19 protein-coding genes, 1 tRNA gene and 1 riboswitch are annotated in these 23,714 nt (G+C 55.4%); of the genes, 12 read left to right on the forward strand and 8 right to left on the reverse strand.

The window, feature by feature from the left end; translation table 11 throughout:
- Positions 1–4: 4 nt before the first annotated feature.
- From thiP to QCD60_RS16950, 3 genes are all read left to right on the forward strand, one after another.
- Positions 5–1,636 carry a thiamine/thiamine pyrophosphate ABC transporter permease gene (gene thiP / locus QCD60_RS16940; protein WP_279787307.1) on the forward strand — a complete coding sequence of 544 codons (1,632 nt, stop codon included), beginning with the start codon at positions 5–7 and terminating at the stop codon, positions 1,634–1,636.
- A 118-nt stretch (positions 1,637–1,754) separates the two neighbouring features.
- On the forward strand, positions 1,755–2,342 hold the full coding sequence (locus QCD60_RS16945; protein ID WP_279787310.1) for an ATP-binding cassette domain-containing protein: 588 nt from the start codon (positions 1,755–1,757) through the stop codon (positions 2,340–2,342).
- 137 nt (positions 2,343–2,479) lie between these two features.
- Complete coding sequence (locus QCD60_RS16950; protein ID WP_279787312.1) at positions 2,480–2,881, forward strand: hypothetical protein; 402 nt, start codon at positions 2,480–2,482, stop codon at positions 2,879–2,881.
- A 237-nt stretch (positions 2,882–3,118) separates the two neighbouring features.
- Here the strand turns inward: QCD60_RS16950 and QCD60_RS16955 are convergent, their stop codons facing one another.
- A complete protein-coding gene (locus tag QCD60_RS16955; RefSeq protein WP_279787314.1) occupies positions 3,119–3,679 on the reverse strand; it encodes an SIS domain-containing protein in 561 nt (186 codons plus the stop codon).
- 469 nt (positions 3,680–4,148) lie between these two features.
- On the opposite strand from QCD60_RS16955, the gene QCD60_RS16960 reads away from it, so the two are divergent.
- Positions 4,149–5,381: an EAL domain-containing protein gene (locus QCD60_RS16960; protein WP_279787316.1), complete on the forward strand. Its 1,233-nt coding sequence runs from the start codon at positions 4,149–4,151 to the stop codon at positions 5,379–5,381.
- A 36-nt stretch (positions 5,382–5,417) separates the two neighbouring features.
- Here QCD60_RS16960 and QCD60_RS16965 read toward each other — a convergent pair whose 3' ends face one another.
- Positions 5,418–6,251, reverse strand: coding sequence for a LysR family transcriptional regulator (locus tag QCD60_RS16965; RefSeq protein ID WP_104156668.1), 834 nt, complete (start codon positions 6,249–6,251; stop codon positions 5,418–5,420).
- A gap of 208 nt (positions 6,252–6,459) precedes the next feature.
- Here QCD60_RS16965 and QCD60_RS16970 point away from each other — a divergent pair, with 208 nt between their 5' ends.
- Entirely contained in the window at positions 6,460–8,004 is a 1,545-nt protein-coding gene (locus tag QCD60_RS16970; protein ID WP_279787318.1) for an aldehyde dehydrogenase family protein, read from the forward strand.
- Between the two features lie 91 nt (positions 8,005–8,095).
- Here QCD60_RS16970 and QCD60_RS16975 read toward each other — a convergent pair whose 3' ends face one another.
- Positions 8,096–9,022 (reverse strand): metallophosphoesterase, encoded by a 927-nt coding sequence (locus tag QCD60_RS16975; protein ID WP_279787320.1) that lies wholly within the window; start codon positions 9,020–9,022, stop codon positions 8,096–8,098.
- Between the two features lie 293 nt (positions 9,023–9,315).
- Positions 9,316–9,990 carry a 3,4-dihydroxy-2-butanone-4-phosphate synthase gene (gene ribB, locus QCD60_RS16980; protein ID WP_104156665.1) on the reverse strand — a complete coding sequence of 225 codons (675 nt, stop codon included), beginning with the start codon at positions 9,988–9,990 and terminating at the stop codon, positions 9,316–9,318.
- 183 nt (positions 9,991–10,173) lie between these two features.
- Positions 10,174–10,359: riboswitch (FMN riboswitch) on the reverse strand.
- A 400-nt stretch (positions 10,360–10,759) separates the two neighbouring features.
- On the opposite strand from ribB, the gene glyA reads away from it, so the two are divergent.
- The 7 genes from glyA to motB all read left to right on the forward strand — a co-directional run bounded on the left by glyA (position 10,760) and on the right by motB (position 19,831).
- Entirely contained in the window at positions 10,760–12,016 is a 1,257-nt protein-coding gene (glyA, locus tag QCD60_RS16985) for a serine hydroxymethyltransferase (protein WP_110186675.1), read from the forward strand.
- 207 nt (positions 12,017–12,223) lie between these two features.
- Complete coding sequence (locus tag QCD60_RS16990) at positions 12,224–13,474, forward strand: sarcosine oxidase subunit beta family protein (protein ID WP_279787324.1); 1,251 nt, start codon at positions 12,224–12,226, stop codon at positions 13,472–13,474.
- A 17-nt stretch (positions 13,475–13,491) separates the two neighbouring features.
- On the forward strand, positions 13,492–13,797 hold the full coding sequence (locus tag QCD60_RS16995; RefSeq protein ID WP_104156662.1) for a sarcosine oxidase subunit delta: 306 nt from the start codon (positions 13,492–13,494) through the stop codon (positions 13,795–13,797).
- Positions 13,794–16,853, forward strand: a complete 3,060-nt coding sequence (locus QCD60_RS17000; protein ID WP_279787327.1) for a sarcosine oxidase subunit alpha — start codon at positions 13,794–13,796, stop codon at positions 16,851–16,853. Before QCD60_RS16995 ends, QCD60_RS17000 begins: the two co-directional genes overlap by 4 nt.
- Positions 16,846–17,526: a sarcosine oxidase subunit gamma family protein gene (gene soxG, locus QCD60_RS17005; protein ID WP_279787330.1), complete on the forward strand. Its 681-nt coding sequence runs from the start codon at positions 16,846–16,848 to the stop codon at positions 17,524–17,526. Before QCD60_RS17000 ends, soxG begins: the two co-directional genes overlap by 8 nt.
- Positions 17,527–17,890: 364 nt before the next feature.
- On the forward strand, positions 17,891–18,751 hold the full coding sequence (gene motA / locus QCD60_RS17010) for a flagellar motor stator protein MotA (RefSeq protein ID WP_104156660.1): 861 nt from the start codon (positions 17,891–17,893) through the stop codon (positions 18,749–18,751).
- A gap of 12 nt (positions 18,752–18,763) precedes the next feature.
- Complete coding sequence (motB, locus tag QCD60_RS17015; protein WP_279787333.1) at positions 18,764–19,831, forward strand: flagellar motor protein MotB; 1,068 nt, start codon at positions 18,764–18,766, stop codon at positions 19,829–19,831.
- Positions 19,832–20,077: 246 nt separating this feature from the next.
- Here motB and QCD60_RS17020 read toward each other — a convergent pair whose 3' ends face one another.
- The 4 genes from QCD60_RS17020 to rpoD form a co-directional block, all read right to left on the reverse strand.
- Positions 20,078–20,524 (reverse strand): hypothetical protein, encoded by a 447-nt coding sequence (locus QCD60_RS17020; protein ID WP_279787335.1) that lies wholly within the window; start codon positions 20,522–20,524, stop codon positions 20,078–20,080.
- 6 nt (positions 20,525–20,530) lie between these two features.
- Positions 20,531–21,244, reverse strand: coding sequence for a hypothetical protein (locus QCD60_RS17025; RefSeq protein WP_279787337.1), 714 nt, complete (start codon positions 21,242–21,244; stop codon positions 20,531–20,533).
- Between the two features lie 317 nt (positions 21,245–21,561).
- A tRNA-Ile gene (locus QCD60_RS17030) sits at positions 21,562–21,637 on the reverse strand.
- A 140-nt stretch (positions 21,638–21,777) separates the two neighbouring features.
- Positions 21,778–23,637: an RNA polymerase sigma factor RpoD gene (gene rpoD, locus QCD60_RS17035; RefSeq protein WP_104156657.1), complete on the reverse strand. Its 1,860-nt coding sequence runs from the start codon at positions 23,635–23,637 to the stop codon at positions 21,778–21,780.
- Positions 23,638–23,714: the final 77 nt, after the last annotated feature.

Consider the following 23,714-nt stretch of genomic DNA (forward strand, 5'->3'; position numbering starts at 1 on the left):
CTACGTGAGCAATCCCCCATTTTCTCATCCGCGCTGGGTCACACTGCCCGGTATGGTGGCGGCGCTAGTGCTGATCCTGATCGTTGTGTCGGCGATGCTGGCGCTGGTATGGATGTCACCGGCGCTACCATGGGCATCACTGTGGCAGGATGCCTATCTGCAGCGCATAGTGCGTTTCAGTCTGTGGCAGGCAACCTTGTCGTCCTTGTTGGTTGTGTTGCTTGCAATACCTCTGGCCCGAGCTTTGCTGCGTCGTCCTGCCTGGCCGGGGCGCAAGCTGCTGCTGAGGATAATGGAACTGACACTGGTGCTGCCCCCTATTGTGGTGGTGTTTGGTCTGGTCGCGGTGCATGGGCGTCAGGGATGGCTACCGCAGCTACTCTCTGGGCTGGGCTGGCAGCCTCCTAACTATCTTTATGGTCTGGGTGGCATCCTGCTGGCGCATATTTTCTACAATCTTCCTTTGTGCGCGCGATTGTTGTTACAGGAGCTGGAGCGTATTCCTTCACAGCACTGGCGTCTGGCTGCCCAGCTTGGCCTCAGTAGTCGAGGCGTGTGGCTGATGCTGGAGTGGCCTGTCGTGCGACGAGCATTGCCACGATTACTGGCGCTGGTTTTCACTCTGTGTTTTACCAGCTTTGTCATCGTGATGACGTTAGGCGGCGGGCCTCGTGCTACTACGCTTGAAGTCGCTATCTATCAGGCGCTGCGTTTCGATATGGATATTGGTCGTGCAGCCTTGCTGGCCATACTGCAACTGCTCATCTGCGCCTTGCTGTGGGTTGTTTCGGGACGTCTGGGCGGGATGCCGTCATTAACTCCCTATACGCTTTATCGACATTGGCCTCGTGCCGACAGTCTGGGCAGCAGCCGCTATGTCGATAGCGGCTGGATTGGGATGTTGTGGCTACTGTTGCTACCGCCATTGCTGGCCGTGGTGCTCAACGGATTGGGAGGCATCTGGTTGATGCTGGGGCGACATGAACTGTGGGCTGCCTGGTGGTTGAGTATCAAGCTGGCATTGGTTGCGGGAGGGTTGGCAACGATAGTCGCAACGCTTCTGCTCAGTGCTGCGGGGGGCTATGCCCGTCGGGGAGATCAGCGTATAAGTGCGTTGACAGAGGTCAGTGGCCACCTGACGTTGCTAATTCCTGCAATGGTGCTGGGTACGGGCTGGTTTGTATTGCTTCGCCCCTGGGTATCCCTGACCGAGCAAGGCTACAGTCTGGTGGTGTTTGCCAATACCCTGATGTGCCTGCCGTTTTTGATGCAGGTTCTGCGTGGCCCTCTGAACAGTCTGGATGAGCCGAGCCGGCGGCTTGCAGATACACTGGACGTTCGGGGCTGGTATCGATGGCGCTGGTTGCTGTGGCCACGGCTCAAACCTGCAATGGCGCTGGCCCTTGCGTATGGAATGACATACTCCCTTGGTGATTTCTCCGTCGTCGCTTTATTTGGCAGCCCGTCGCAGCCTACATTGCCTTTGTTGTTGTACCAGCTGCTGGGTAGCTATCGGTTGAGGGAGGCAGCAGGGTGCGCTTTGCTGATGCTGCTCACTATGTTGATGATATTTTTGCTCCTGGAATGGCTTGGGCGGCGAGGCTATAGAAGTGAGCGAGGAAGGTCATCGCCGTGATTACGTTGATCATCGGCCTGCTGCCTGGCAGGCGCGACACTCGGTTTGAGGACAGTGAATAGTGTTGGTGCTACGGCAGCTTGCGTTTGACTACCCTGAGCAAGATTACTGCTTTGATATGAACCTCATAGCTGGTCAGTGTCTGGCGGTGCAGGGGCCAAGCGGTGCAGGCAAGTCGACGTTGCTTAATCTGATCGCCGGATTTCTCTCTGCCAGCTCGGGAGAGATTGGCTGGCTGACGGACGGCTCGTTGATCTGCTGGAATTCGTTGCTCCCCTGGCAGAGGCCTGTCACTACGGTGTTTCAGGAACATAATCTGTTCGAGCATCTGCCATTGTGGGCCAATATCGGTATGGGGCTGCATCCGGGCTTGAAGTTGAATAGCGTGCAACGCCAGCATATTGAGCAGGTGTTGGATGATGTTGGTCTGGCAGGGATGGCGGACCGCCTGCCGGGGGCGCTTTCGGGTGGCCAGCGCCAGCGTGTAGCACTGGCCAGAGCCTGGTTACGGCAGAAGCCTCTGCTGCTGCTGGATGAGCCTTTCACCGGACTGGATGTTCATACCCGAGAGCAAATGTGGGCAGGCGTAAAGCGGCAGTGTGCGGCGGGTGTCGCGGTCCTGCTGGTCAGTCATGACAGTGAGGACCTGGACGCATTGGCGGATAAGCGTCTGCGTCTGGAAAAGGGCATGCTGGTAGCATCCTGAAATAAAGATTCAGGAAGTTTGGCAGTAGAATCGCCGCAACCATACTCAGGGTGACGTCAACGGCAGTCGATTGATTGGCCCTCGCGAGCAAGAGCGTGAGTCGCGTTCTTGGATCGCTCCCCAGCTGAGGGTATTCGATGTTTAAAACCTGGCTAATCCGTGTTGTTTTTCTGCTGTTGTCGCTGGCCGTCACCTACGCATACTTTCGCCCCAGACCCTGGCATTTCTCTATCGCTGACGGTGACAAATACGCCCATGCTTCGGCGTTCTTCCTGCTGACACTGGTGATACCGCTGGTGCTGCGCTGGGCCGCACTGCGGTTATGGCTGCTGATGGTGCTGGTAGGTGTAGTCGCGGAGTTCATGCAGGGGGTGCTGTTACCTCATCGCGCTTTCAGCTACTACGATATGGCAGCCAATGTGCTGGGCGTCTCACTGGCAGTGGGAGGGATTATGGTAGTGCGGCGCCTGTGTGGAAGTGCCGAACGAAAATCCCCAGCACTTCCGGTTTCCCATCACTCCAGTCAAGATAAACGTTAGCAGGCTGTTGAAAAACGTTATCGCGGCCGCCGAGACAAGGAAATACCCCGAGGGCACAAGAAACAGGCGAAAAAGCGGAGTTTAGTGAACTCAATGAGCATTTGACTCGCTTTGCTCGCCCCTTCGGGACCGTGCTAAAGCACGTTCAGCCTTCGGCTGTGAGCCTGTTTTTGACGCGGTATTCGGCAACGCAGATAGCCTTTCAACGACCTGTTAGGTGCCTCCTCGAAGGGGGGCTCAGTCAGCCAGACGACGATCCATTTCTTCGCACAGCCAGTGACCAATAATCATATGAGCTTCCTGAATACGTGCCGTTTCTGTTGATGGCATGCGTAACGTGCTGTCGGCTATATCCAGCAGTTTTCCACCACTGACTCCCGTCCACGCGTAGGTATAGCACCCCATCTCCTTCGCAGCCTGAATGCCATCGATGACGTTGGCACTGTTGCCAGATGTTGACAGACCGATGATCACATCTTCCGGGCGGGCAAGTGCCTGAATCTGCCGGGTAAAGACACTGGAGAAATCGTAGTCATTGGAATGGGCAGTCAGAATGGAGGTGTCCACTGTCAATGCCAGAGAAGCCAGTGGCCGGCGTTCAGCTTTGTAACGCACCACGAATTCGGCTGCCAGATGCTGACAGTCGGCAGCACTGCCACCATTGCCCATAAACAGCACTTTGCCATTCTGGGTGACGCATTGATAAACGCGGTCGGCCATGGCGTTCAGTTCAGGCTCAAGATCACCCAGAGTGCTTACTGCATCCATGTGGCGCTGTAAAGTATTGAGAAATGACATGTCGTGGTCCGCTTCTGCAAAGTGGCTTTCTGTTCGCCAGCCTGTCGACCAGCAAGGCCCGGTAGTTTAGCAAAAAGCATCTGGTGTCACAGCCAGACGGGGGCTGTTGTGCGTTATGTGTTGTCTGTCGTATTTTGGTCATTCGCCTGGAGGCGTGCGCCAATCTGATGCAGATATTACCTACTGACGATCGGTTGTTTCTGTATTGAAAGGTACATGGCTGACTGGGAGTCAGTAAGCCTGCAGGTTGCGGATATGGCTGCCTGTCCAGCAGGAATGCTCGGAGGACGGCAAGCCTTTCATGGCCTTGGGATTGCATGCAGAATCGTGGATAAAGGGTGGCAGATGGTTATATCTGGACAGGCCAACAAATGGCAGGCTCCTCCGTGCCTGGGGGATCTGGTGTTGGCTTAGTGTGCAGTTACCACATATTGATTAGCCGGGGCTCACCCGAATTGGCAAACACGCAATGAATAACACTTGGCAATATCACAACTTTGAGCTGCGCAGTCACTTTCAGCCTATCTATTCGCTGGCTCATCGCCGTTGTGTTGGTCTGGAAGCACTGATTCGCACTCAGGATGGCAATTTACCCTGTTCGCCGCTCGAGCTGTTCGCCATGGCCCGTGCTCGCGATGAAGAAGCATTACTTGACCAGCACTGCCAGGCCCTGCATCTGCGTAACTATGCTGAATTGCTGCTCCCCGAGCAGTGGTTGTTTATCAATGTCTGTCCACCTTCCGCGCTGGCCTATCCCGATCAACAGCTATTCTGGAACACCCTGAGTCAGCTGGGTCTGGCGCCGCAGCGTATGGTAATGGAGATCATCGAGCACGCCAGCAACGATCCGCTGTTACTCGAAGAACAGGTCAGGGAGTATCGGACCCGGGGGGCGCTGGTTGCTATTGATGACTTTGGTGCCGGCCACTCCAACTTTGACCGCATCTGGCGACTACAGCCTGATATCGTCAAACTGGACCGTTCCTTGCTGGTTCAGGCCAGAGAGCAGACGCGTACACGGCATGTACTGGGCAAGCTCATTCAGCTGATTCATGGTTCCGGCGCGCTGGCCGTGATGGAGGGCGTTGAAACCCTGGATGACTTGCATCTGGTGTTTGATTCCGGTGCCGATATGGTACAGGGCTTCGGTCTGGCTTACCCCGCAGCTGATCCCCGCGTGGGGCTGGCAGAGGGGCGCCGCAAGCTCAATGCCCAGCTGGCCATCTGTGCACGACGCAGTCAGCGTAATCAGCGTCTGCAACGCCAGCAATTAGAGCGCTATACCAGTCAGTTTACGGAGCTGGTGTCACTGAGTCGTGCTGGAACACCTATGCATAGTGCCAGCGAGGCTATTCTGCGCCTTCCGGGTGTGCAGCGTTGCTATTTGCTTGATCAGGACGGTTACCAGCTCAGCCATAATATGGCGGCCCGGCAATCCATGGATGACGGACGTTTTCGCCCGATGCAGGACGCCTTGGGTGCCAGCTGGAGCCGACGTCATTACTTCAAGTCAGCCATTGCGCAGCCGGGACAGGTGCAGGTCTCTGATCCTTATCTGTCGGTGTCGGATGGCAGCATGTGCCTGACGTTATCCTGTGCTTTCAATGCGGAGTCGGGTCGCTTGCTGGTGCTGTGCTGTGATCTGCATGCTGCTGTTCTGGATCAGTCCTGCACGCTGCCTGATATCGCTTACGGCATATAAGCCTTCACCTTATTGACGGTCCACTGAGCTGTGCAGCTAAAACTGCTTTTTGACCTGCTCAATCGCATGCATCAGGGCTTCTGGCAGTGATCTGTCCTTGGCGTAGGCCAATCCCACCACTCTGGCCATATCAATCCCGCTGACTTCCCGGGTGGCAATCTGGGTTCTGCCTTCAACCGAACTGACAGGGACAAGGGACACGCCCATACCCGCCGCCACCAGATCCAGTGCGTATTCCTCAGTATGGACCCGCGCTTTGACCAGCAGCTGTACATCGCGTTTTTCCAGAGCAAAGTGCCATGCATCCAGCACGTCGCAAAAGCTGCGGCTGATAAAGGGGACTCCCTCCAGGTGTTCAAGGTTCAGTTTGGTGAGGCGTGTCAGCGGATGCTCGGCAGGCAGGGCCAGCACATAGTGGTCATTCCACAGCTTATGGAATACCTCATTGGGGCCCACCTGATTGCTGGCAATAATACGGGCATCCGCCGGCTGATCTTCTGTCACGAGAGTGACCTCCAGCTCGGGTACCTGACTGGCCAGCTCTTTTAGCAGAAAACCCAGACGTGGTCCGGACAGGAAGGGCATCAGGCCGATACGCAAGGGCAGGGGAGCAGAGGGCTCCTTGAACTGGCGCTTGATATCGACCACTTCGTCCAGCACCTTGCAGGCCAGCGGATAGAGTTTTTCTCCTGCCGGGGTGGGAGTGACCCCCTTGCTGTTGCGGATGAACAAGGCGGTATCGAGCTCGCTTTCCAGCTGCTGGACGGCGGCAGAGATGGACGGCTGGGCGACAAAGCAGCGTTTGGCTGCGGCGCTCAGACTCAGTTCTTCATAGACGGCTTGAAAATAACGCAGGGCGCGGAGATCCATGACAGGGCTTCCGTTGATCGATATGTCGCAGGCGGGGTTGGCTATAGTCTACACCTTTAGCCCATTCAGAAAATCGCTATTTTACCTATTGCTCTGCTGTTCCTATGCTTGTCAGCCATAAGTACTGGTGACTATTTATTCCTTTGATGCTCACCAGTCCACGTTGATATGTTGCTAACAGCCTGCTGCGGCAGCCAGGGGGAGCCCAATGAATCTGTCTTTTCTTTCCACACTGGGAATGGACGCACTGAAGTCCAATGGTGTATTCGCCAGCGTTGCGAGTGCAAATGGTCATGCCCAGGGGGAGGGGGAAGTGTTCAGCGTTGCCTCTCCCATCAATGGCGAGACTGTGGCTCAGCTGCGTAATGCCAGTACTGAACAGCTGGAGCTGGTCGTGGCTGATGCCAATGAGGCATTCCGTGTGCTGCGTACCATTCCTGCGCCCAAACGTGGTGAACTGGTTCGCCGCATTGGTAATCTGGCGCGCGAATACAAAGATGCGCTGGCGGCGGTGATCACGCTTGAGTCTGGCAAGATCACTCAGGAAGCACTGGGTGAAGTTCAGGAATGGATTGATGTGTGTGATTTTGCCGTTGGTTTGTCGCGTCAGCTGCATGGTCTGAGCATTGTCTCAGAGCGCCCTGGCCATCGGATGATGGAGCAGTGGCAGCCGTTGGGCCCGGTAGCGGTCATCAGCGCCTTCAACTTCCCCATGGCGGTGTGGAGCTGGAATGCCATGCTGGCATTTGTCTGCGGCGACCCCATTGTGTGGAAGCCCTCTGAAAAGACGCCGCTGTGCGCGCTTGCCTGTCAGATGATCGTCGACAAAGCGCTGGCAACCATGCCAGAAATGCCCAAAGCACTGTCGCAGGTGATCATTGGTGGTCGTGATCTGGGTCAGGCCATCTGTGAAGACAAGCGTTTCCCACTGGTATCGGCGACCGGCTCAACCGCTATGGGCCGCAGCGTGGCGCAAACCGTCGGAGCCCGTCTGGGCCGCTCTCTGCTGGAGCTGGGAGGCAATAATGCCATGATCGTCAGCCCCACGGCTGACCTGGACCTGGCTCAGCGTGCCATCGTGTTCTCGGCAGTAGGTACGGCTGGTCAGCGCTGCACTACACTGCGTCGTCTGATTGCTCATGACAGCATTGTGGAAGACTTGGTGGCACGTTTGCTGAAGTCCTACCCTAGCCTGCGTATTGGCGATCCTTCGGTGCAGGGCACCCTGATTGGGCCGTTGATCGACGAAGGCAGCTTCAACCGTATGCAGCATGCACTGGCGGCGGTCAGGGCACAGGGCGGGGAAGTGATCTACGGTGGCGAGCGTATTGAGCAGAACGTACCCGCTGGCGGTTTCTATGTACGCCCGGCCATTGTTCGTATCGCTCATGATGCGCCTGTCGTCCACGAAGAAACCTTCGCGCCCATTCTGTATGTGCTGACCTACTCTTCAGTAGAAGAAGCCATCGCCATCAACAACGAAGTGCCACAAGGCTTGTCATCCGCCATCTTTACCGAAAGCATGCGTGAAGCTGAGCTGTTCATGTCAGCGGCAGGTTCTGACTGTGGTATTGCTAACGTCAATATCGGTACCTCCGGTGCGGAGATCGGTGGTGCGTTCGGTGGTGAGAAAGAAACCGGTGGTGGCCGTGAGTCAGGCTCGGATGCGTGGAAAAACTACATGCGCCGTACCACCAATACCATCAATTATGGTGGTGAGCTGCCGCTGGCTCAGGGCATCGTGTTCGAGTAAGTGCGATAAGCAACAGTCGTTGCTGTAATAACAAAGGGCGCCCGGTTATTCACCGTGGCGCCCTTTGCATTTGGCGTGGGGTCATGTCTGATCACACCCAGATAAAGTTGCGTTCCTTGAGATACTTTTCCCCTTCCCAGCGATAAGCGCACAGCTTGCCACCATGTCGTGCGGCCACGCTGTAGTCGAGGCAGGCAATGTGGTCATTCAGGGGCACGGGCCGCCCCGTCATCCAGTAATGGCCGAAAAATACCGGCTTGCATTGGTCATAGCCTGGCAGAAAGTCAGGTGCGACCGGGTCATTGGGAATCAAGTGGCGCTTGTGATCGCTAATCAGTGCCAGCTGGCGGTAGGTCAGTGCCTGCTGATCCCACCAGCGTACTCGTAACTGGGTACGAGGGTTGCCGTCCTTGTCGAGATACTGTGAGCCTTCAGGCAAGTCCATCTCCAACCCCTTGAGCAGCGTTTCTACTGCTTCATACACCGGGCTGTCGCTGCGGCTGGCCTGAATCAAGAGCTCCGGGGTAAGGCGCGCACTGCCGCGGGTCAGCTGCTCCATGACATTAATATGCTCCGGATGCCAGCAAGCATGAATCACGCGCAGGCCTTGCAGGTCGAGATAGAGCGGCAATTGCCAGAACCAGTTGATGGCATCCTTGTAAGCCGCGGAACCTTCGCGTAGCTGACTCAGAAAGGCATGATGCTGATGACGGTTCTTCACCGTATGGCGGCGCAGGTGCTCACCGGGATGATCAGGGTCGGGGGTGGCATATGCCAGCGCATTGAACTCGTGATTACCCATGACCGCGAGGGCGTGGCCCTCATCAATCATGCTGCGCACAATCCGCAGCACTTCGCGTTGCTGCGGGCCGCGATCAATAAGGTCACCGAGGAAGATGACCTGCCGGCCGGGCTGCTGCCACACACCGCGATTGCGGGTATAGCCAAGGCACTTCAACAGCGCCTTCAGGGCATGAGCATGGCCGTGGATATCCCCTATCAGGTCGTAAAAAATCATGGTTCAGAAGCTCCACTCCTTGTGTGCTGACGTCTGCCATCAGGATTCGAATCCGGCCCACCATCCTTAAGGTAAACGGGCCAAGCACCAGTCGATCATCCTGAGTATGGGGTCAGCGCAGCGGTTGCTATTCCTGCAACGTGAATCTTGTGTTCTCTTGATAGGAAGGTAGCCGTTTTGCAATAAGACAGCCAGTGCTAATAAGACGCAATCTGCAACGACGGATGGCCGATGCACTGTCTGGAGCAATGCAGCTACTCCAGACAGCGTTTATCGCGTTAAGGCAGAGCGGATCAGGAAACCTGCTCCAGGCAGGCAAGGCGATACTGAACGATATCCTCAATGGTCAGCACAGGCATGCCATGCTTTTTGCCAAAGCGGATAATTTCCGGCAGGCGGGCCATACTGCCATCCTCATTGGCGACTTCGCACAGGACGCCCGCCGGTTGCAGACCAGCCAGTTTCATCAGATCAATAGTGCCTTCGGTATGGCCACGACGGGTCAGTACGCCGCCGGGTTGCGCTCGTAGCGGGAACACATGGCCAGGACGAGCCAGATGTTCCGGACGGGCATGGGCGGCAATGGCCGTCTTGACCGTGGTGACACGATCAGCGGCAGACACACCGGTGGTGACACCCTCGCGTGCTTCGATACTGACGGTGAAGGCGGTCTGGTTCTTGCTGTTGTTGTCTTCCACCATGGGGGGAAGGTTAAGCTGGCGGATGCGCTCATCGCTCAGACACAGGCAGACGATGCCGCTGCACTCACGGATCATCAGTGCCATTTGCTGAGGGGTCAGGTGTTCGGCTGAATAAATCAGATCGCCTTCGTTTTCACGATCTTCATCATCGACGACGAGCACGCCTTGCCCTTGCTGAAGCGCAGCAATGGCCTGTTCAACGCGCTCAATAGGAGAGCCGAATTCGGCCAGTAAGGATGTTGCAGCGGTGATATCAGACTGATTCATGGTAATAGCTCCATTGGCTACCAGAATCAGGGCTAAAGGAAACGGACGCATTAGGCGTTATCAGTGACATGCGCTGTTCGTCTGCACTGATCCATGATCGTGCTGGCGTACAGGCACGCGCTGACATCAGCCTGATGCAGGACGTGCATAAGCAACCTGCGTTCAGCAGATCGTATGGCTGGCCCTTATCCTCTTCCATCCGGACTATTACCGTCGGCTCTGGCCTCTCACCAGATCTGCTGACCTCCGTCTGACGACCTCCACAGAGGTAAGGCAGACTGAGCGCTCGCGGGCTCGTTGCTATCTGCCTTATTGCAGATGGGACAACATACCGCCGGTGGGGAATTGCACCCCGCCCTGAGAATAAGATGCATTGCTTGAGCAATGCCGGACCATCCTAGTCAATTCAACCGGGCTTGTGAACCACCGACCAGCAGGTCTTTGACAACAGTCTAATCCCTGAGTGAGGTGGCAGATTCAGGCGAGAGCGGCAGCGGGTTTCGCTGCGACACCAGGCTGCAGGCCGCGCCGTGTTTGATGTTAAAGAAAAATGTCGCAAAAGCACCCTGTTGCGACGCTTATAAACATCTTCCCCCAGGGCTGCCCCGATATGATCACTTCAACACTTACCGTAGAACGCGCGCTGCGGTGAAGCCAAACAAAAGCCTAATTACCGCTACAGCCCTTGTGTCATCTGGGTTTGCCAAAGTGCATAAGATCACGGGAAGTGCGGCTGACTGCGGGTGATTGCCCGCCTAGAGAGAACGCCATGTTTAGCTATGAAAATAAACTTGCAGGATACGATGTCGCGCTTTGGCAAGCCATGCAGGCAGAAGTACAGCGTCAGGAAGATCACCTTGAGCTGATTGCCTCTGAAAACTACACCAGCCCTTACGTTATGGAAGCTCAGGGTTCGCAGCTGACCAACAAGTATGCGGAAGGCTATCCAGGCAAGCGCTACTACGGTGGCTGCGAGTATGTTGACGTGGTGGAAAGTCTGGCGATTGAGCGTGCCTGCCAGCTGTTTGGCGCTGACTATGCTAACGTCCAGCCTCACTCCGGCTCTCAGGCTAACGCGGCTGTATATATGGCGCTGCTGAACGCGGGTGATACCGTTCTGGGGATGAGCCTTGCCCATGGTGGCCACCTGACTCACGGCGCCAAGGTCAGCTTCTCCGGCAAGCTGTACAACGCTGTGCAGTACGGACTGAATCCTGAAACCGGCGAAATCGACTACGACGAAGTCGAGCGTCTGGCGCTTGAGCACAAGCCGAAGATGATTCTGGCTGGCTTCTCTGCTTATTCCCGCGTGGTGGACTGGGCGCGTTTCCGTGACATCGCCGACAAGGTCGGTGCCTATTTCTTCGTGGATATGGCTCACGTGGCTGGTCTGGTAGCAGCTGGTTTGTACCCCAACCCCATGCCTTATGCTGATGTTGTAACGACCACTACGCACAAGACACTGCGTGGCCCACGTGGCGGCCTGATTCTGGCGCGTCGTAATGAAGAGCTGGAAAAGAAACTGAACTCCGCGGTGTTCCCCGGTGGCCAGGGTGGCCCGCTGATGCATGTAATCGCGGCCAAGGCCGTCGCTTTCAAAGAGGCGCTGGAGCCTGAGTTCAAAGAGTATCAGCAGCGTGTTCTGGACAACGCCCGTGCCATGGCTGAAGTCTTTATCCAGCGTGGATACGACGTGGTGTCCGGTGGTACTGACGACCACCTGTTCCTGCTCAGTCTGATCAAGCAGGGCATTACCGGTAAGGATGCGGATGCGGCGCTGGGCCGTTCGCATATCACTGTGAACAAGAACGCTGTACCCAACGATCCGCAAAGCCCCTTTGTGACTTCAGGCCTGCGTATCGGTACGCCTGCGGTTACCAGCCGTGGTTTGGGTACGGTGCAATGTGCAGCCCTGGCAGGCTGGATCTGCGATGTGCTGGATAACCTGGGCAATGCCGATGTGGAAGCTCAGGTACGCGAAAAGGTAGCGGGGATCTGTGCAGATTACCCCGTCTATCGCAGATAAGGCGTTACTCTCCGCTGCTGCCGAGATGCCAGTAGAACAGGTTCAGTAACGCTGGTTACTGAACCTGCTGGTACTGGATCCGGCAGCTGAAAACAGGGTTTTGCGCTTGTCTATCGAAGGCAGAGCTGATGCTCTTGCTGGTAATTTCGTGGTCCTGTCGGGTCGGGAGCCTGGCAAGACAGTTAGCGTTTCAAGGAGTGCTGGTCAATGCAGCGTTTTTCCGGGTTCGGGCTGGCCAAACATGCCCTCAGTCACCATGAAAACTGGCAGCGGATGTGGCGCAATCCGACGCCGAAGAAAGAATATGATGTGATCATCGTTGGTGGTGGCGGTCATGGTCTGGCCACGGCTTATTACCTGGCGAAAGAGCACGGCATCACCAACGTCGCAGTGATTGAAAAAGGCTGGCTGGGCGGTGGCAACACGGCACGTAACACCACCATCGTACGTTCCAACTATCTGTGGGACGAAGCTGCTCACCTATACGAGCACTCCATGAAGTTGTGGGAAGGGCTGTCACAGGACCTCAACTACAACGTGATGTTCTCCTCCCGGGGTGTGTATCACCTCTGCCATACCCTGCATGACCTGCGTGAAGGTGAACGGCTGGTACATGCCAACCTGCTGAACGGTATCCCTAATGAGATGCTGGACAAGGATCAGGTGGCGCGTGAGATTCCGGCACTGAACTGCGGCAAGAATGCCCGTTATCCAGTGATGGGCGCCACCGTGCAGCGTCGCGGCGGGGTTGCCCGTCACGATGCGGTCGCCTGGGGCTTCGCCCGTGGTGCCGATGCGCTGGGTGTTGATCTGATTCAGCAAACCGAGGTGATCGGTTTCCGCCAGAGCAATGGCGTGATTGAGGGTGTTGAAACCACTCGCGGCTTTATCGCTGCACCGGTAGTGGGCTGCGTAACTGCAGGTAACTCCGGGGTGATGGCTCAGCAGGCGGGTTTCCGTCTGCCACTGGAATCGCATCCCTTGCAGGCGCTGGTATCAGAGCCGATCAAACCGATTCTTGACTGCGTCGTGATGTCTAACCATGTACACGGTTACGTCAGCCAGTCTGACAAGGGGGACCTGGTGATCGGCGCCGGTATCGACGGCTATAACGGCTATGGTCAGCGTGGCTCTTACAACACCATTGAGCATACGCTGTCAGCCATTGTTGAAATGTTCCCTGTGTTCAGCCGTGTGCGCATGAACCGTCAGTGGGGTGGTATCGTCGATACCTGCCCGGATGCCTGCCCTATTATTTCTGCGACCCCTGTAAAAGGTCTGTTCTTCAACTGTGGATGGGGAACCGGTGGCTTCAAGGCTACACCCGGTTCAGGCAACGTCTTCGCTGCCACCCTGGCCAAACGTGAAGCGCACCCGCTGGCCAAACCGTTCAGCATGGACCGGTTCTATTCCGGTGCACTGATCGACGAGCACGGCGCTGCTGGCGTAGCCCACTGATCCACAGGAGAGAAATCATGCTGCATATCTATTGTCCTTACTGTGGTGAAAACCGGGATCAGGACGAATTCAAAGCCAAGGGTGAGGCCCATATCAGCCGTCCCCTCGACCCCATGGGCTGCACTGACCAGCAGTGGGGTGATTACATGTTCTTCCGCAAGAACCCACGCGGTGTCCACCATGAAATGTGGTACCACGTGGCAGGCTGCCGCAAGTTCTTCAACATGACCCGTGATACCGTCACCTACCGTATATACGAGACCTACAAAATGGGTGAACAGCCCAGCGTCACTGCGGAAAGTCTGGCAGGAGGTCAGTCATGAGCACTGTATCCAGCAAAAAATCTGCGTCCAGAAAAGTGGCGCAAAGCAACCGTCTGACCCGTGGCGGTCGCATCAATCGCAACAAGCCACTGAAGTTCAGTTACAACGGCAAGACCTACGAAGGTTTTGAAGGCGACACCCTGGCGTCAGCATTGCTGGCCAACGGTGTCGATATCATCGGTCGCAGCTTCAAATACAGCCGCCCACGCGGCATCTTCGCGGCCGGTGCTGAAGAGCCTAATGCCATCATGCAGCTGGGCGCTACCGAAGCGACACAGATCCCCAACGTGCGTGCGACCCAGCAGGAACTGTTTGACGGGCTGGTGAGCAACAGCGTTAACGGCTGGCCCAACGCCGATACGGATCTGATGAGCTATATCGGTAAGGCCGGCGGCAAGATGATGCCCCCGGGCTTCTACTACAAGACCTTCATGTACCCTGAGTCCATGTGGATGACTTACGAAAAGTACATCCGTAAGGCGGCGGGTCTGGGTCGTGCTCCTGCAGAGTGGGATCCTGACACCTATGACAAGATGAATCACCACTGCGACGTGCTGGTCGTGGGCGCAGGTCCGGCAGGCCTGATGGCTGCCCTGACCGCCGCGCGTGCTGGTGCACGAGTCATCATTGCGGATGAGCAGCAGGAGTTCGGCGGCAGTCTGCTGCATTCTGCTGATACCATCGGTGGCCTGCCGGCCGCGGAGTGGGTCAAAGGCATCGTTACTGAATTGCAGCGTTATGAAGACGTGCTGTTGCTTAGCCGTGCCACTGTCAATGGCTATCACGATCACAACTTCCTGACCATTCATGAGCGCCGTACCGATCACCTGACCGACCGCGCCCCCCTGAATATGTCTCGCCAGCGTATGCACAAGGTGCGTGCCGAGTGGGTCATCCTGGCCACGGGCGCTCATGAGCGTCCTCTGGTGTATGCCAACAATGATGTTCCCGGCAACATGCTGGCCAGTGCTGTCTCCACCTACATCCGCCGTTATGGTGTGGTGCCCGGTAACAAGCTGGTATTGATGACCACCAACGATGACGCCTATCAGACCGCGCTGGACTGGAAACTGGCGGGTCGTGACGTGGTGGCTATTGTCGATACCCGAGCCAATCCAACAGGCGCTCTGGTAGAAGAAGCACGTAAGCTGGGGATTCGTCTGATTCCTGGTTCTGCGGTTATCGATGTGGAAGGTGGCAAGCGTGTGCACGGTGCCGTCTGCTGCAGTATCGATGCAACAGGTAGCAAGGTGACCAGCGGTAAGGAAGTGCTTACCTGCGATACTATCGCCAGCTCAGGCGGCTGGAGTCCGGTGGTGCATCTGTCCTGCCATACCGGCAGTCGTCCGGTCTGGAATGACGAGATCATCGGTTTTGTACCGGGTGCCGCCAAGGAGCAGCGTCTGTGTGCTGGTGCAGTACATGGTGTTTATGGTCTGGGCAAGGTGCTTGAAGATGGTGTCAACGCTGCTCAGCAGGCCGTGGCTGCTCTTAAGCTGAACCAGCCTGAAGTAGAACTGCCATCCACCTTTGAGCCGGTGAAAAGCCCTGCCATGGCGCTGTTTTATGTACCGCATGTGAAGCCTGTATCCCGTGCGCCCAAGCAGTTTGTCGATTTGCAGAACGACGTCACCGCGGGCGGCATTGCACTGGCTACTCGTGAAGGTTTCGAGTCCATCGAGCACGTCAAGCGCTACACTGCCATGGGCTTCGGTACCGATCAGGGTAAGCTCGGTAACATTAACGGTATGGCGATTGCCGCCATGACGATGGGTAAGACGATTGCCGAAACCGGCACCACGATCTTCCGCCCCAACTACACGCCCGTGACGTTCGGTGCAGTGGCCGGGCGTGATGCAGGTCACCTGTTTGACGTCAAACGTTTCACTGCCATGCACAAATGGCATGTAGAGCAGGGCGCAGAGTTTGAAGATGTGGGTCAGTGGAAACGCCCCTGGTACTACCCCAAAGCGGGCGAGTCGCTGCATGATGCAGTGAACCGTGAGAGTAAGGCGGTCCGTGACAGTGTGGGTATTCTGGATGCATCAACCCTCGGCAAGATCGACATTCAGGGGCCGGGTGCACGTGAGTTCCTCAACCGCATCTATACCAACGCCTGGGCCAAGCTGGATGTGGGCAAGTGCCGCTATGGTCTGATGTGCCACGAAGACGGTATGGTCTTTGATGACGGTGTGACCTCCTGCCTGGGTGATAATCACTTCCTGATGACCACCACCACCGGTGGTGCGGCAGGTGTCATGGAGTGGCTGGAACTGTGGCACCAGACTGAATGGCCAGAGCTGGAGGTGTACTTCACCTCCGTGACTGATCACTGGTCAACACTGACCATTTCCGGTCCCAACAGTCGTAAGCTGCTGGCGGAACTGACCAGTGATATCGATCTGGACAAAGACACCTTCAAGTTCATGGACTGGCGTGCAGGTACCGTCGCTGGTGTACCGGCACGGGTATTCCGTATCAGCTTCACCGGTGAGTTGTCCTACGAGATCAACGTTCAGGCTAACTATGGCCTGCACGTCTGGGAGAAGCTGTTCGAGCACGGTGCCAAGTACAACCTGACCCCCTATGGTACAGAGACCATGCACGTACTGCGTGCCGAGAAAGGTTTCATCATTGTTGGTCAGGACACGGATGGTTCGGTCAACCCGTTCGACTTGAACATGGGCTGGGCAGTGGGCAAGAACAAGCCTTTCAGCTTCCTGGGTCAGCGTGGTATGCAGCGTGAAGACTGCGTGCGTGATAACCGTAAGCAGCTGGTGGGTTTGAAGTGCAGCGATAGCTCGGTCGTGCTGCCGGAAGGCGCGCAACTGGTCGACAATCCCAAGCATCCGGTGCCGGTACCCATGCTGGGCCATGTCACTTCCAGCTACTACAGCCCCAATCTGGGCCACGGTGTTGCCATGGCACTGATCAAAGGTGGTCTGTCACGCATGGGAGACAAAGTGTATGCACCTCTGCGTGATGGTCGTGTGATCGAAGCTGAAATCTGCTCTTCCGTATTCCTGGATCCGAAAGGAGAACGTCAAAATGTCTGAAGTGGCTAAAGCCCAAGTAGTTGAAGAAAGCTCGGCCGCCGTCAGCAAGGTGGCGGTTCTCCAGCAGCGTGCTGGTGCCGGAGTACAGGCCGAGTCGCCATTGTATCACGTCGGTCTGGATCATCTGGCGCTGAATGTTCACCAGCGTGGTGGTGTGGTGCTGCGTGAGAAGAAATTGCTGGGTCATCTGGTACTGCGTGGTAGCAGCGCCAATGCATCCTTGCTAAAAGGCGTCAAGAAGGTACTGGGCGTAGAGTTACCTTTGGCACCGCTCAGTTGTAGCGCCAAAGGCGCGACCAGCATCCAGTGGATGGGCCCTGATGAGTGGTTGATTCTGGTGGAAGGGGGCAGTGAGTTTGATATCGAGCTGGCCCTGCGCAATGCCATTGATGGTCACTTGTCACTGGTGAATGTCAGCGGTGGTCAAACCGTGCTGGAGCTGTCTGGTCCTGATGCACGTAAAGTGCTGCAGAAATCCACACCCTATGACGTGCATCCTGGTTCATTTCCAGTGGGGAAATGTGTAACTACCGTCTTCGCTAAAACGCAGGTACTACTGCAACGCACCGGTGAAGACAGCTACGAGATGGTGGTACGTCGCAGCTTCAGTGACTACATGTGGTTGTGGCTGCAGGACGCCAGCGCAGAATACGGCTTGGTGATCAAGGCGTAATGTCAGCCAGACGTTGTCTGGGCTGATGTATCGGGACGACTGACGGCGGTCAGTTGGTCCCTGTGTGTTTGCTACACTTTTTTGCCCGATATGGATCTTCCTCGCAATGTGACCATATCGGGCATTTTCTTTTGTACTGCACTGCTTTGGCCACCCGCAGAGGTGCCAGCAACTGGGTCAGTACTCTGATGGCGCCGCTTTATTCTCCGTAGCTGCCAGTTGAAAAATTCCCTCATTTCCTCAATCTTTGTTGCCTGTGTTGTAATACTTTTCTCTTTTACAGTTTCTATTCGTGTCAGCTACAGTGGTGTTGGCTTACTGTGCTGAAATCCGTCTCTAATTCTCATCGTGCGATAACCCCACCATGTTCAAAATCGTTGGAATGATTGTCATTTTTGCCTGCGTCATTGGCGGTTTCGTCATGGCGGGCGGTCAGATCATGGCGCTGTTCCAGCCCCTGGAGGTGCTGATTATCGGTGGTGCCTGTCTGGGGGCCTTCCTGCAGGCGAACCCGATTCGTATCTTCACCATCGTGCTCAAAAAATCGCCCACCATGTTCAAGGAGCGGTTTACTTATGAGTACTACACCTCCGTGCTGTGCATGATGTATGAGATTCTCAACAAGATTCGGCGTGACGGCTTGCTGTCGATAGAAGGTGATATTGATGATCCTTCTACCAGCCCGGTGTTCAGCAAGTATCCTGCGCTCCTCAAAGATGAGCGGCTGATGACCTATATCTGTGACTATTTACGTATCATGTCACTGGGCAGCATGGCTCCCCATGAACTGGAAGGGTTGTTTGACATGGAGCTGAACAGTCTGAAAGAAGAGCTGGAGCATCCTGCTCATGCTGTTAACAAGGTTGCAGAAGGGTTGCCGGGATTCGGTATCGTGGCGGCAGTATTGGGGATCGTGGTGACCATGGGGATGCTGGGTGATGGTGACAAAGAGGCGTTGGGCCATCACGTCGCCGCAGCGTTGGTGGGTACCTTCCTCGGTATTCTGGCCGCCTATGGCTTCTTTGGTCCGCTGGCAAACGTACTGGAGCATGATGCCAAGGAAGAGCTCAATCTGTATGAGTCAGTCAAAGCCTGCCTCATCGGTTCGGTATCCGGGCTGCCGCCTGCCATGTCGGTGGAGTTTGGTCGCAAAGTGCTGATGCCTGGCCATCGTCCCTCCTTCAAGGAGCTGGAAGAGTCCATCCGTAATATCGGCAAGAGTTAATGAGAGCGCGACGTGGATAACAAACCTATCATCGTCAAGCGCGTCAAAAAATTCGCTGGTGGTCATCACGGTGGTGCCTGGAAAATAGCCTTTGCCGACTTTATGACGGCCATGATGGCCTTCTTTCTGGTGCTGTGGTTGCTGGGTGGTGCTACCGATGAGCAGCTGAAAGCTATTTCCAGTTATTTTCAGGATCCGATCGGCTTCTCTGATGCGAGTCCCTATGTTATCGATCTGGGTGGTTCACCCACTCCTGCTCCGCAAAAGACGCTTAATCCTGAATCTGTAACACAGGAAGGTGTACAGCAGATGACTAAGCAGGCCGAACCTCCGCCTGCGGCAGATAGCATCAACAATGGTGATGCTGCCAATGCAAAAAGTAGCAGCACTCAGGATCAGCAGGATCAGGATAATCTGGCACAGATGCTCAGAGAGCTGCAGGCGAGGGTGGAGAATACCCCCGAGCTCAAGCGCTTTCAGGATCAGATTCACTTTGAAATTACCCAGGACGGGCTGCGCATCCAGATTCAGGACTCCAAGGAAAAGCCCATGTTTAATGTGGGCAGCGACAAGCTGGATCCGCATTTTGAGGACATGCTGCTGGATCTGGGAGATGTCATTAAGCGCCTGCCCAACAAGATCAGCATCAGTGGCCATACGGATGCCAAGTCCTATTACGATACTGCTGAGTTCAGTAACTGGGAGTTATCTACAGAGCGTGCCAACGCTGCTCGCCGGGCTCTGGTAGAGGGTGGCTACCCGGAAGATCAGATCGCCCGTATCGTCGGCTATGCTGCCTCCGCCTTGTACGACCCACAGGATCCCTACAATCCCCGGAACCGCCGGATTGATATCATCGTTCTGAACAAGAAGGCGGAAGAGGCTATCCGTCAGGGTGAGGAAAACGGTGGCAATATCAGCAAGGGTGACAAAGACACCATTAATCCCGAGTCGATTCAGGCCGAACCGAAGGCGCCTGCTGGTGCTTCTGCCACTTCTCCTGCGGGGTCCTCGCCCGGTGCTACGCCTAATGCACCAGCAGAAGGCGCGGGGAATGCTGCTCCCACGGCTACGCCCTGATAGTGGGCATGTAAAACTATGGCCACTGCATTCAATGAGTGCGCCACGAGTAATATTCAGGTCGTTTAACGACACTCTGCTGGGCGTGATTTGGCGAAAATACGGGCTAGGTTGACTGGAGCGTTTCCGGTCTTAAGGGAAAACCGCACGCCGTAGCCCTCACCCTTTGCCGGTGTGTCATATCCTCCCTCCATCGCTGTAAGGTGATGGAGGTTTTTTTATTACCACTTTGAGTTGACGCGTACTTCAGGTGTGCAGCAACGGACGAAGCTGATCGATGAGTCGATTCGGAAATTGCCGGTAATCAGGGTAGGGGGTCAACAGAAGCGAACCCTTGCGCCACACCTGACCCGTTACTATCTCCTGGCACTGTGAGTGCGTCATCCCCAGCCCCTCCCAATTAGCCCTGCCAGCCACCCAATGCCATCCCCCGTGCTGAGCTAGCGAAGTGCTCTGGCACAGCAACGCTTCGTGCTGAAGCAGTTGCTGATCGCGATAGCTTCGCCAGTCAGCTGATGGGCTGGCGAGCTTGGCATAAATGGTGAGGATCTTACGCCAGTGGTTGCTGTTGGCGTTGATCAGTGCTGGAACGTTTGGGTGTTGCGGATCAATGTCTGGCGGCAATAGCGGGCAGTGAGGGATATAGAGCGTGACATGAGGCGCTTGGCTGCCGAGATGCAAGCTTGTGTTCATCACTGTTCAGGCAAGCCCAAAATGCAATGCCACTACTGCCAGCATGATAGCGGTAAGCACGATCAGAAACTGGCGCTGCCAGCGCTCCCAGAAATCTTCCTCCTCCCCCTGCCAAAGCGGATCCTGTTCTTCCGGGGTGATAGTCCGAGCTGGTGCAGGTGCCTGCATTGCTCGCTGCCTTATTGCCTGCCAGCGTTGCAAACCTGATTTGTACCGCTGTTCATGCATTAGTTGCAGTTGTTCTGCCTCCTCTGTCCCAGAGATATCACCTTGCTCCCTGCAGACGGCGCTCAAATGCGTATACAGGCAGGTCAGAAAGTGTTCCTGCAGGAAATCCTGCACGTCCTGACTGTTACTGAGATGTTTACCGCGGCAAAGCTCATCGGCAATAGCCAGGCTTTCTTCCAGCTGCAATCGTGCACCGGCCAGATCTCCTGCCTGCTGCATTGCCAGCGCTAACTCTGCATGAACTGCAGGTCCGTAGGCCATGCTGGACTGGCGAATTAAAGGCTGAGCCTGACGCAATAAATGGATCGCTTCATTCAGCTGACCACACAGGCGCGCTTCTGCCGCACGGCGGCGCAATGACGCAATCTCACGGTGCAAGGCACTGAGGGTGCGAGTGCGAAGTAATGACGGAGCATTGATCAAAAAGCTGGAAGAATGGAGTGGTTGCAGACCGGGGAGAGTCATACGAGCAACAACTGGGGGCGTGTTCATAACACCTTCATCATGCCGTAACACTTATGGTGCCTGGCATGTCAGTGGGGATGCGCGGATTATAGCGCCTGATAGCCTGAAAAGGTGAGGATGTGGATCAAACTCTGGGATGTTTGGATAAAACAATAGTTCCAGAGAGCAGGCATGAAATGCGGCTGGGCTCAGGGGGGGCGTGTGATCCTGATTTCCACAAGCAGGCATACACAAATGGTTTACAGGCAGTGAAAGTAGAGTCAGGTGGTTAAACAACAAAGCCCGCATGTGGCGGGCTTTCGAGGGGGGGCATAGACTGATAGAGACAGCTATAAACAGGAATATGGTGGGCCCAGTAGGATTTGAACCTACGACCAAGGGATTATGAGTCCCCTGCTCTAACCGCTGAGCTATAGGCCCGAAACGGCAGCGATTATACCGACGCAGTGCAGCAGTGCCAACACTCTTTAATACTAAACTGTTGATTTTTTTACGATATAAGCAGGCTAAATGCACAAAAACCCACCAAGGTGGGTTTTTGTGCATTTCGAGCTTAGTGATTACTCGTCGAGGAACGAACGCAGGTGTTCTGAGCGAGTCGGGTGGCGAAGTTTACGCAGTGCTTTGGCTTCGATCTGACGAATACGCTCACGGGTAACATCGAACTGCTTACCTACTTCTTCAAGAGTGTGGTCAGTGTTCATGTCGATACCGAAGCGCATGCGCAGCACCTTCGCTTCTCTGGCGGTCAAGCTTGCCAGTACCTCACGGGTTGCCTCTCGCAGACCTTCAGATGTTGCCGAGTCCATGGGAGAAGACAGGTTGGTGTCTTCAATGAAGTCGCCCAGTGACGAGTCTTCATCATCACCGATAGGTGTTTCCATGGAGATCGGCTCTTTGGCGATCTTCAGTACTTTGCGAATCTTGTCTTCCGGCATATCCATGCGCTCGCCAAGCTCCTCTGGGGTGGGTTCGCGGCCCATTTCCTGAAGCATCTGACGAGAAATACGATTGAGCTTGTTGATGGTCTCAATCATGTGTACTGGGATACGGATCGTGCGTGCCTGGTCGGCAATCGAGCGGGTGATGGCCTGACGAATCCACCAGGTAGCATAGGTGGAGAATTTGTAACCGCGACGATACTCAAACTTGTCTACAGCTTTCATCAAGCCGATGTTGCCTTCCTGAATCAGGTCAAGGAACTGCAGACCACGGTTGGTATATTTCTTGGCAATGGAAATAACCAGACGCAGGTTGGCCTCGACCATTTCTTTCTTGGCACGGCGAGCACGAGCTTCACCGATGGAGATACGACGGTTGACCTCTTTAATCTCAGCCAGCTCCAGGCCGACCTCTTCCTGTATCTGACGCAGCTTGCGCTGACAACGTAGCAGGTCTTCTTTATTGAGGGTCATGCCTTTGGAGTAAGGCTTTTCTGCCGCAATCAGGCCTTCAATCCACTCAGGATTGATTTCGTTGCCCGGGAACATCTTGATGAAGTCCTTACGGGGCATACGAGCCTTACGGGTACAGATGGTCATGATGTTGCGTTCTTGCTCGCGGATTCGATCCACAGCAAGACGTACGCGATTGACCAGTTTGTCGAAAATACGTGGGACCAGCTTTATAGGCGCAAACAGCTCGCCAAGACGCTGCAAAGCTGCCTGGCTGTCGGCTGCTCCGCGGCCAAGTTGTACCAGGGTAACAGTGGTCAGTTCAAACTGTTCGATGATTTCGCCGAAGCGCAGCTTGGCTTCTTCAGGATCAGGACCTTTCTCGCCCTCATCCTTGGTGTCGTCACCATTTCCCTCTCCGCCTTCTTCTTCCTCTTCGTCATCGCTGTCGTCGCCTTCTTCGTCTTCCATTTCTAGGTCAACGTCTTCAACTTCAACCAGAGAGTACTCGCTGTCGTCCGCATCAATGTAGCCGCTGAACAGATCACTGAGGCGACCGCCTTCTTCCTGTGCCTGTTCATAGTTGGCCAGCACCTCGGCTACAGAGCCGGGATAGTAGACGAGGGCTGACATTACCTCACGGATACCTTCCTCAATACGCTTGGCGATAACGATCTCGCCTTCACGCGTCAGCAGTTCGACTGTACCCATCTCGCGCATGTACATACGAACCGGGTCAGTGGTGCGTCCCACTTCCCCTTCAACTGCTGCGAGTACAGCGACTGCTTCTTCAGCAGCAGCGTCGTCAGCTTCGTTATCGCTCATCATCAATGAATCGGCATCGGGGGCTTCTTCTACCACCGCAATACCCATGTCATTAATCATTCGGATGATATCTTCCACCTGATCCGGATCAGAAATATCCTCCGGTAGGTGGTCATTGACTTCAGCGTATGTGAGGTAGCCCTGCTCCTTGCCTTTGGCAATGAGCTCTTTCAGACGGGACTGTTGTGAACTTCCGGCCATAGATACCCTATAGAACGTGACGCGAGTGAGGAACAAAGCCGCATATTATAACCTATAGACGGTTTTTTGTGCCAGAA

The sequence above is a fragment of the Pokkaliibacter sp. MBI-7 genome (genome assembly GCF_029846635.1).
GTDB lineage: Bacteria > Pseudomonadota > Gammaproteobacteria > Pseudomonadales > Balneatricaceae > Pokkaliibacter.

Excerpts from the sequence above, each read along its gene's own strand:
- QCD60_RS16945 (WP_279787310.1), top strand. The coding sequence starts at position 1,755 with ATGAACCTCATAGCTGGTCAGTGTCTGGCGGTGCAGGGGCCAAGCGGT.
- QCD60_RS16950 (WP_279787312.1), top strand. The coding sequence starts at position 2,480 with ATGTTTAAAACCTGGCTAATCCGTGTTGTTTTTCTGCTGTTGTCGCTG.
- QCD60_RS16955 (WP_279787314.1), bottom strand. The coding sequence starts at position 3,679 with ATGTCATTTCTCAATACTTTACAGCGCCACATGGATGCAGTAAGCACT.
- QCD60_RS16960 (WP_279787316.1), top strand. The coding sequence starts at position 4,149 with ATGAATAACACTTGGCAATATCACAACTTTGAGCTGCGCAGTCACTTT.
- QCD60_RS16965 (WP_104156668.1), bottom strand. The coding sequence starts at position 6,251 with ATGGATCTCCGCGCCCTGCGTTATTTTCAAGCCGTCTATGAAGAACTG.
- QCD60_RS16970 (WP_279787318.1), top strand. The coding sequence starts at position 6,460 with ATGAATCTGTCTTTTCTTTCCACACTGGGAATGGACGCACTGAAGTCC.
- QCD60_RS16975 (WP_279787320.1), bottom strand. The coding sequence starts at position 9,022 with ATGATTTTTTACGACCTGATAGGGGATATCCACGGCCATGCTCATGCC.
- ribB (WP_104156665.1), bottom strand. The coding sequence starts at position 9,990 with ATGAATCAGTCTGATATCACCGCTGCAACATCCTTACTGGCCGAATTC.
- glyA (WP_110186675.1), top strand. The coding sequence starts at position 10,760 with ATGTTTAGCTATGAAAATAAACTTGCAGGATACGATGTCGCGCTTTGG.
- QCD60_RS16990 (WP_279787324.1), top strand. The coding sequence starts at position 12,224 with ATGCAGCGTTTTTCCGGGTTCGGGCTGGCCAAACATGCCCTCAGTCAC.
- QCD60_RS16995 (WP_104156662.1), top strand. The coding sequence starts at position 13,492 with ATGCTGCATATCTATTGTCCTTACTGTGGTGAAAACCGGGATCAGGAC.
- QCD60_RS17000 (WP_279787327.1), top strand. The coding sequence starts at position 13,794 with ATGAGCACTGTATCCAGCAAAAAATCTGCGTCCAGAAAAGTGGCGCAA.
- soxG (WP_279787330.1), top strand. The coding sequence starts at position 16,846 with ATGTCTGAAGTGGCTAAAGCCCAAGTAGTTGAAGAAAGCTCGGCCGCC.
- motA (WP_104156660.1), top strand. The coding sequence starts at position 17,891 with ATGTTCAAAATCGTTGGAATGATTGTCATTTTTGCCTGCGTCATTGGC.
- QCD60_RS17020 (WP_279787335.1), bottom strand. The coding sequence starts at position 20,524 with ATGAACACAAGCTTGCATCTCGGCAGCCAAGCGCCTCATGTCACGCTC.
- QCD60_RS17025 (WP_279787337.1), bottom strand. The coding sequence starts at position 21,244 with ATGAACACGCCCCCAGTTGTTGCTCGTATGACTCTCCCCGGTCTGCAA.
- rpoD (WP_104156657.1), bottom strand. The coding sequence starts at position 23,637 with ATGGCCGGAAGTTCACAACAGTCCCGTCTGAAAGAGCTCATTGCCAAA.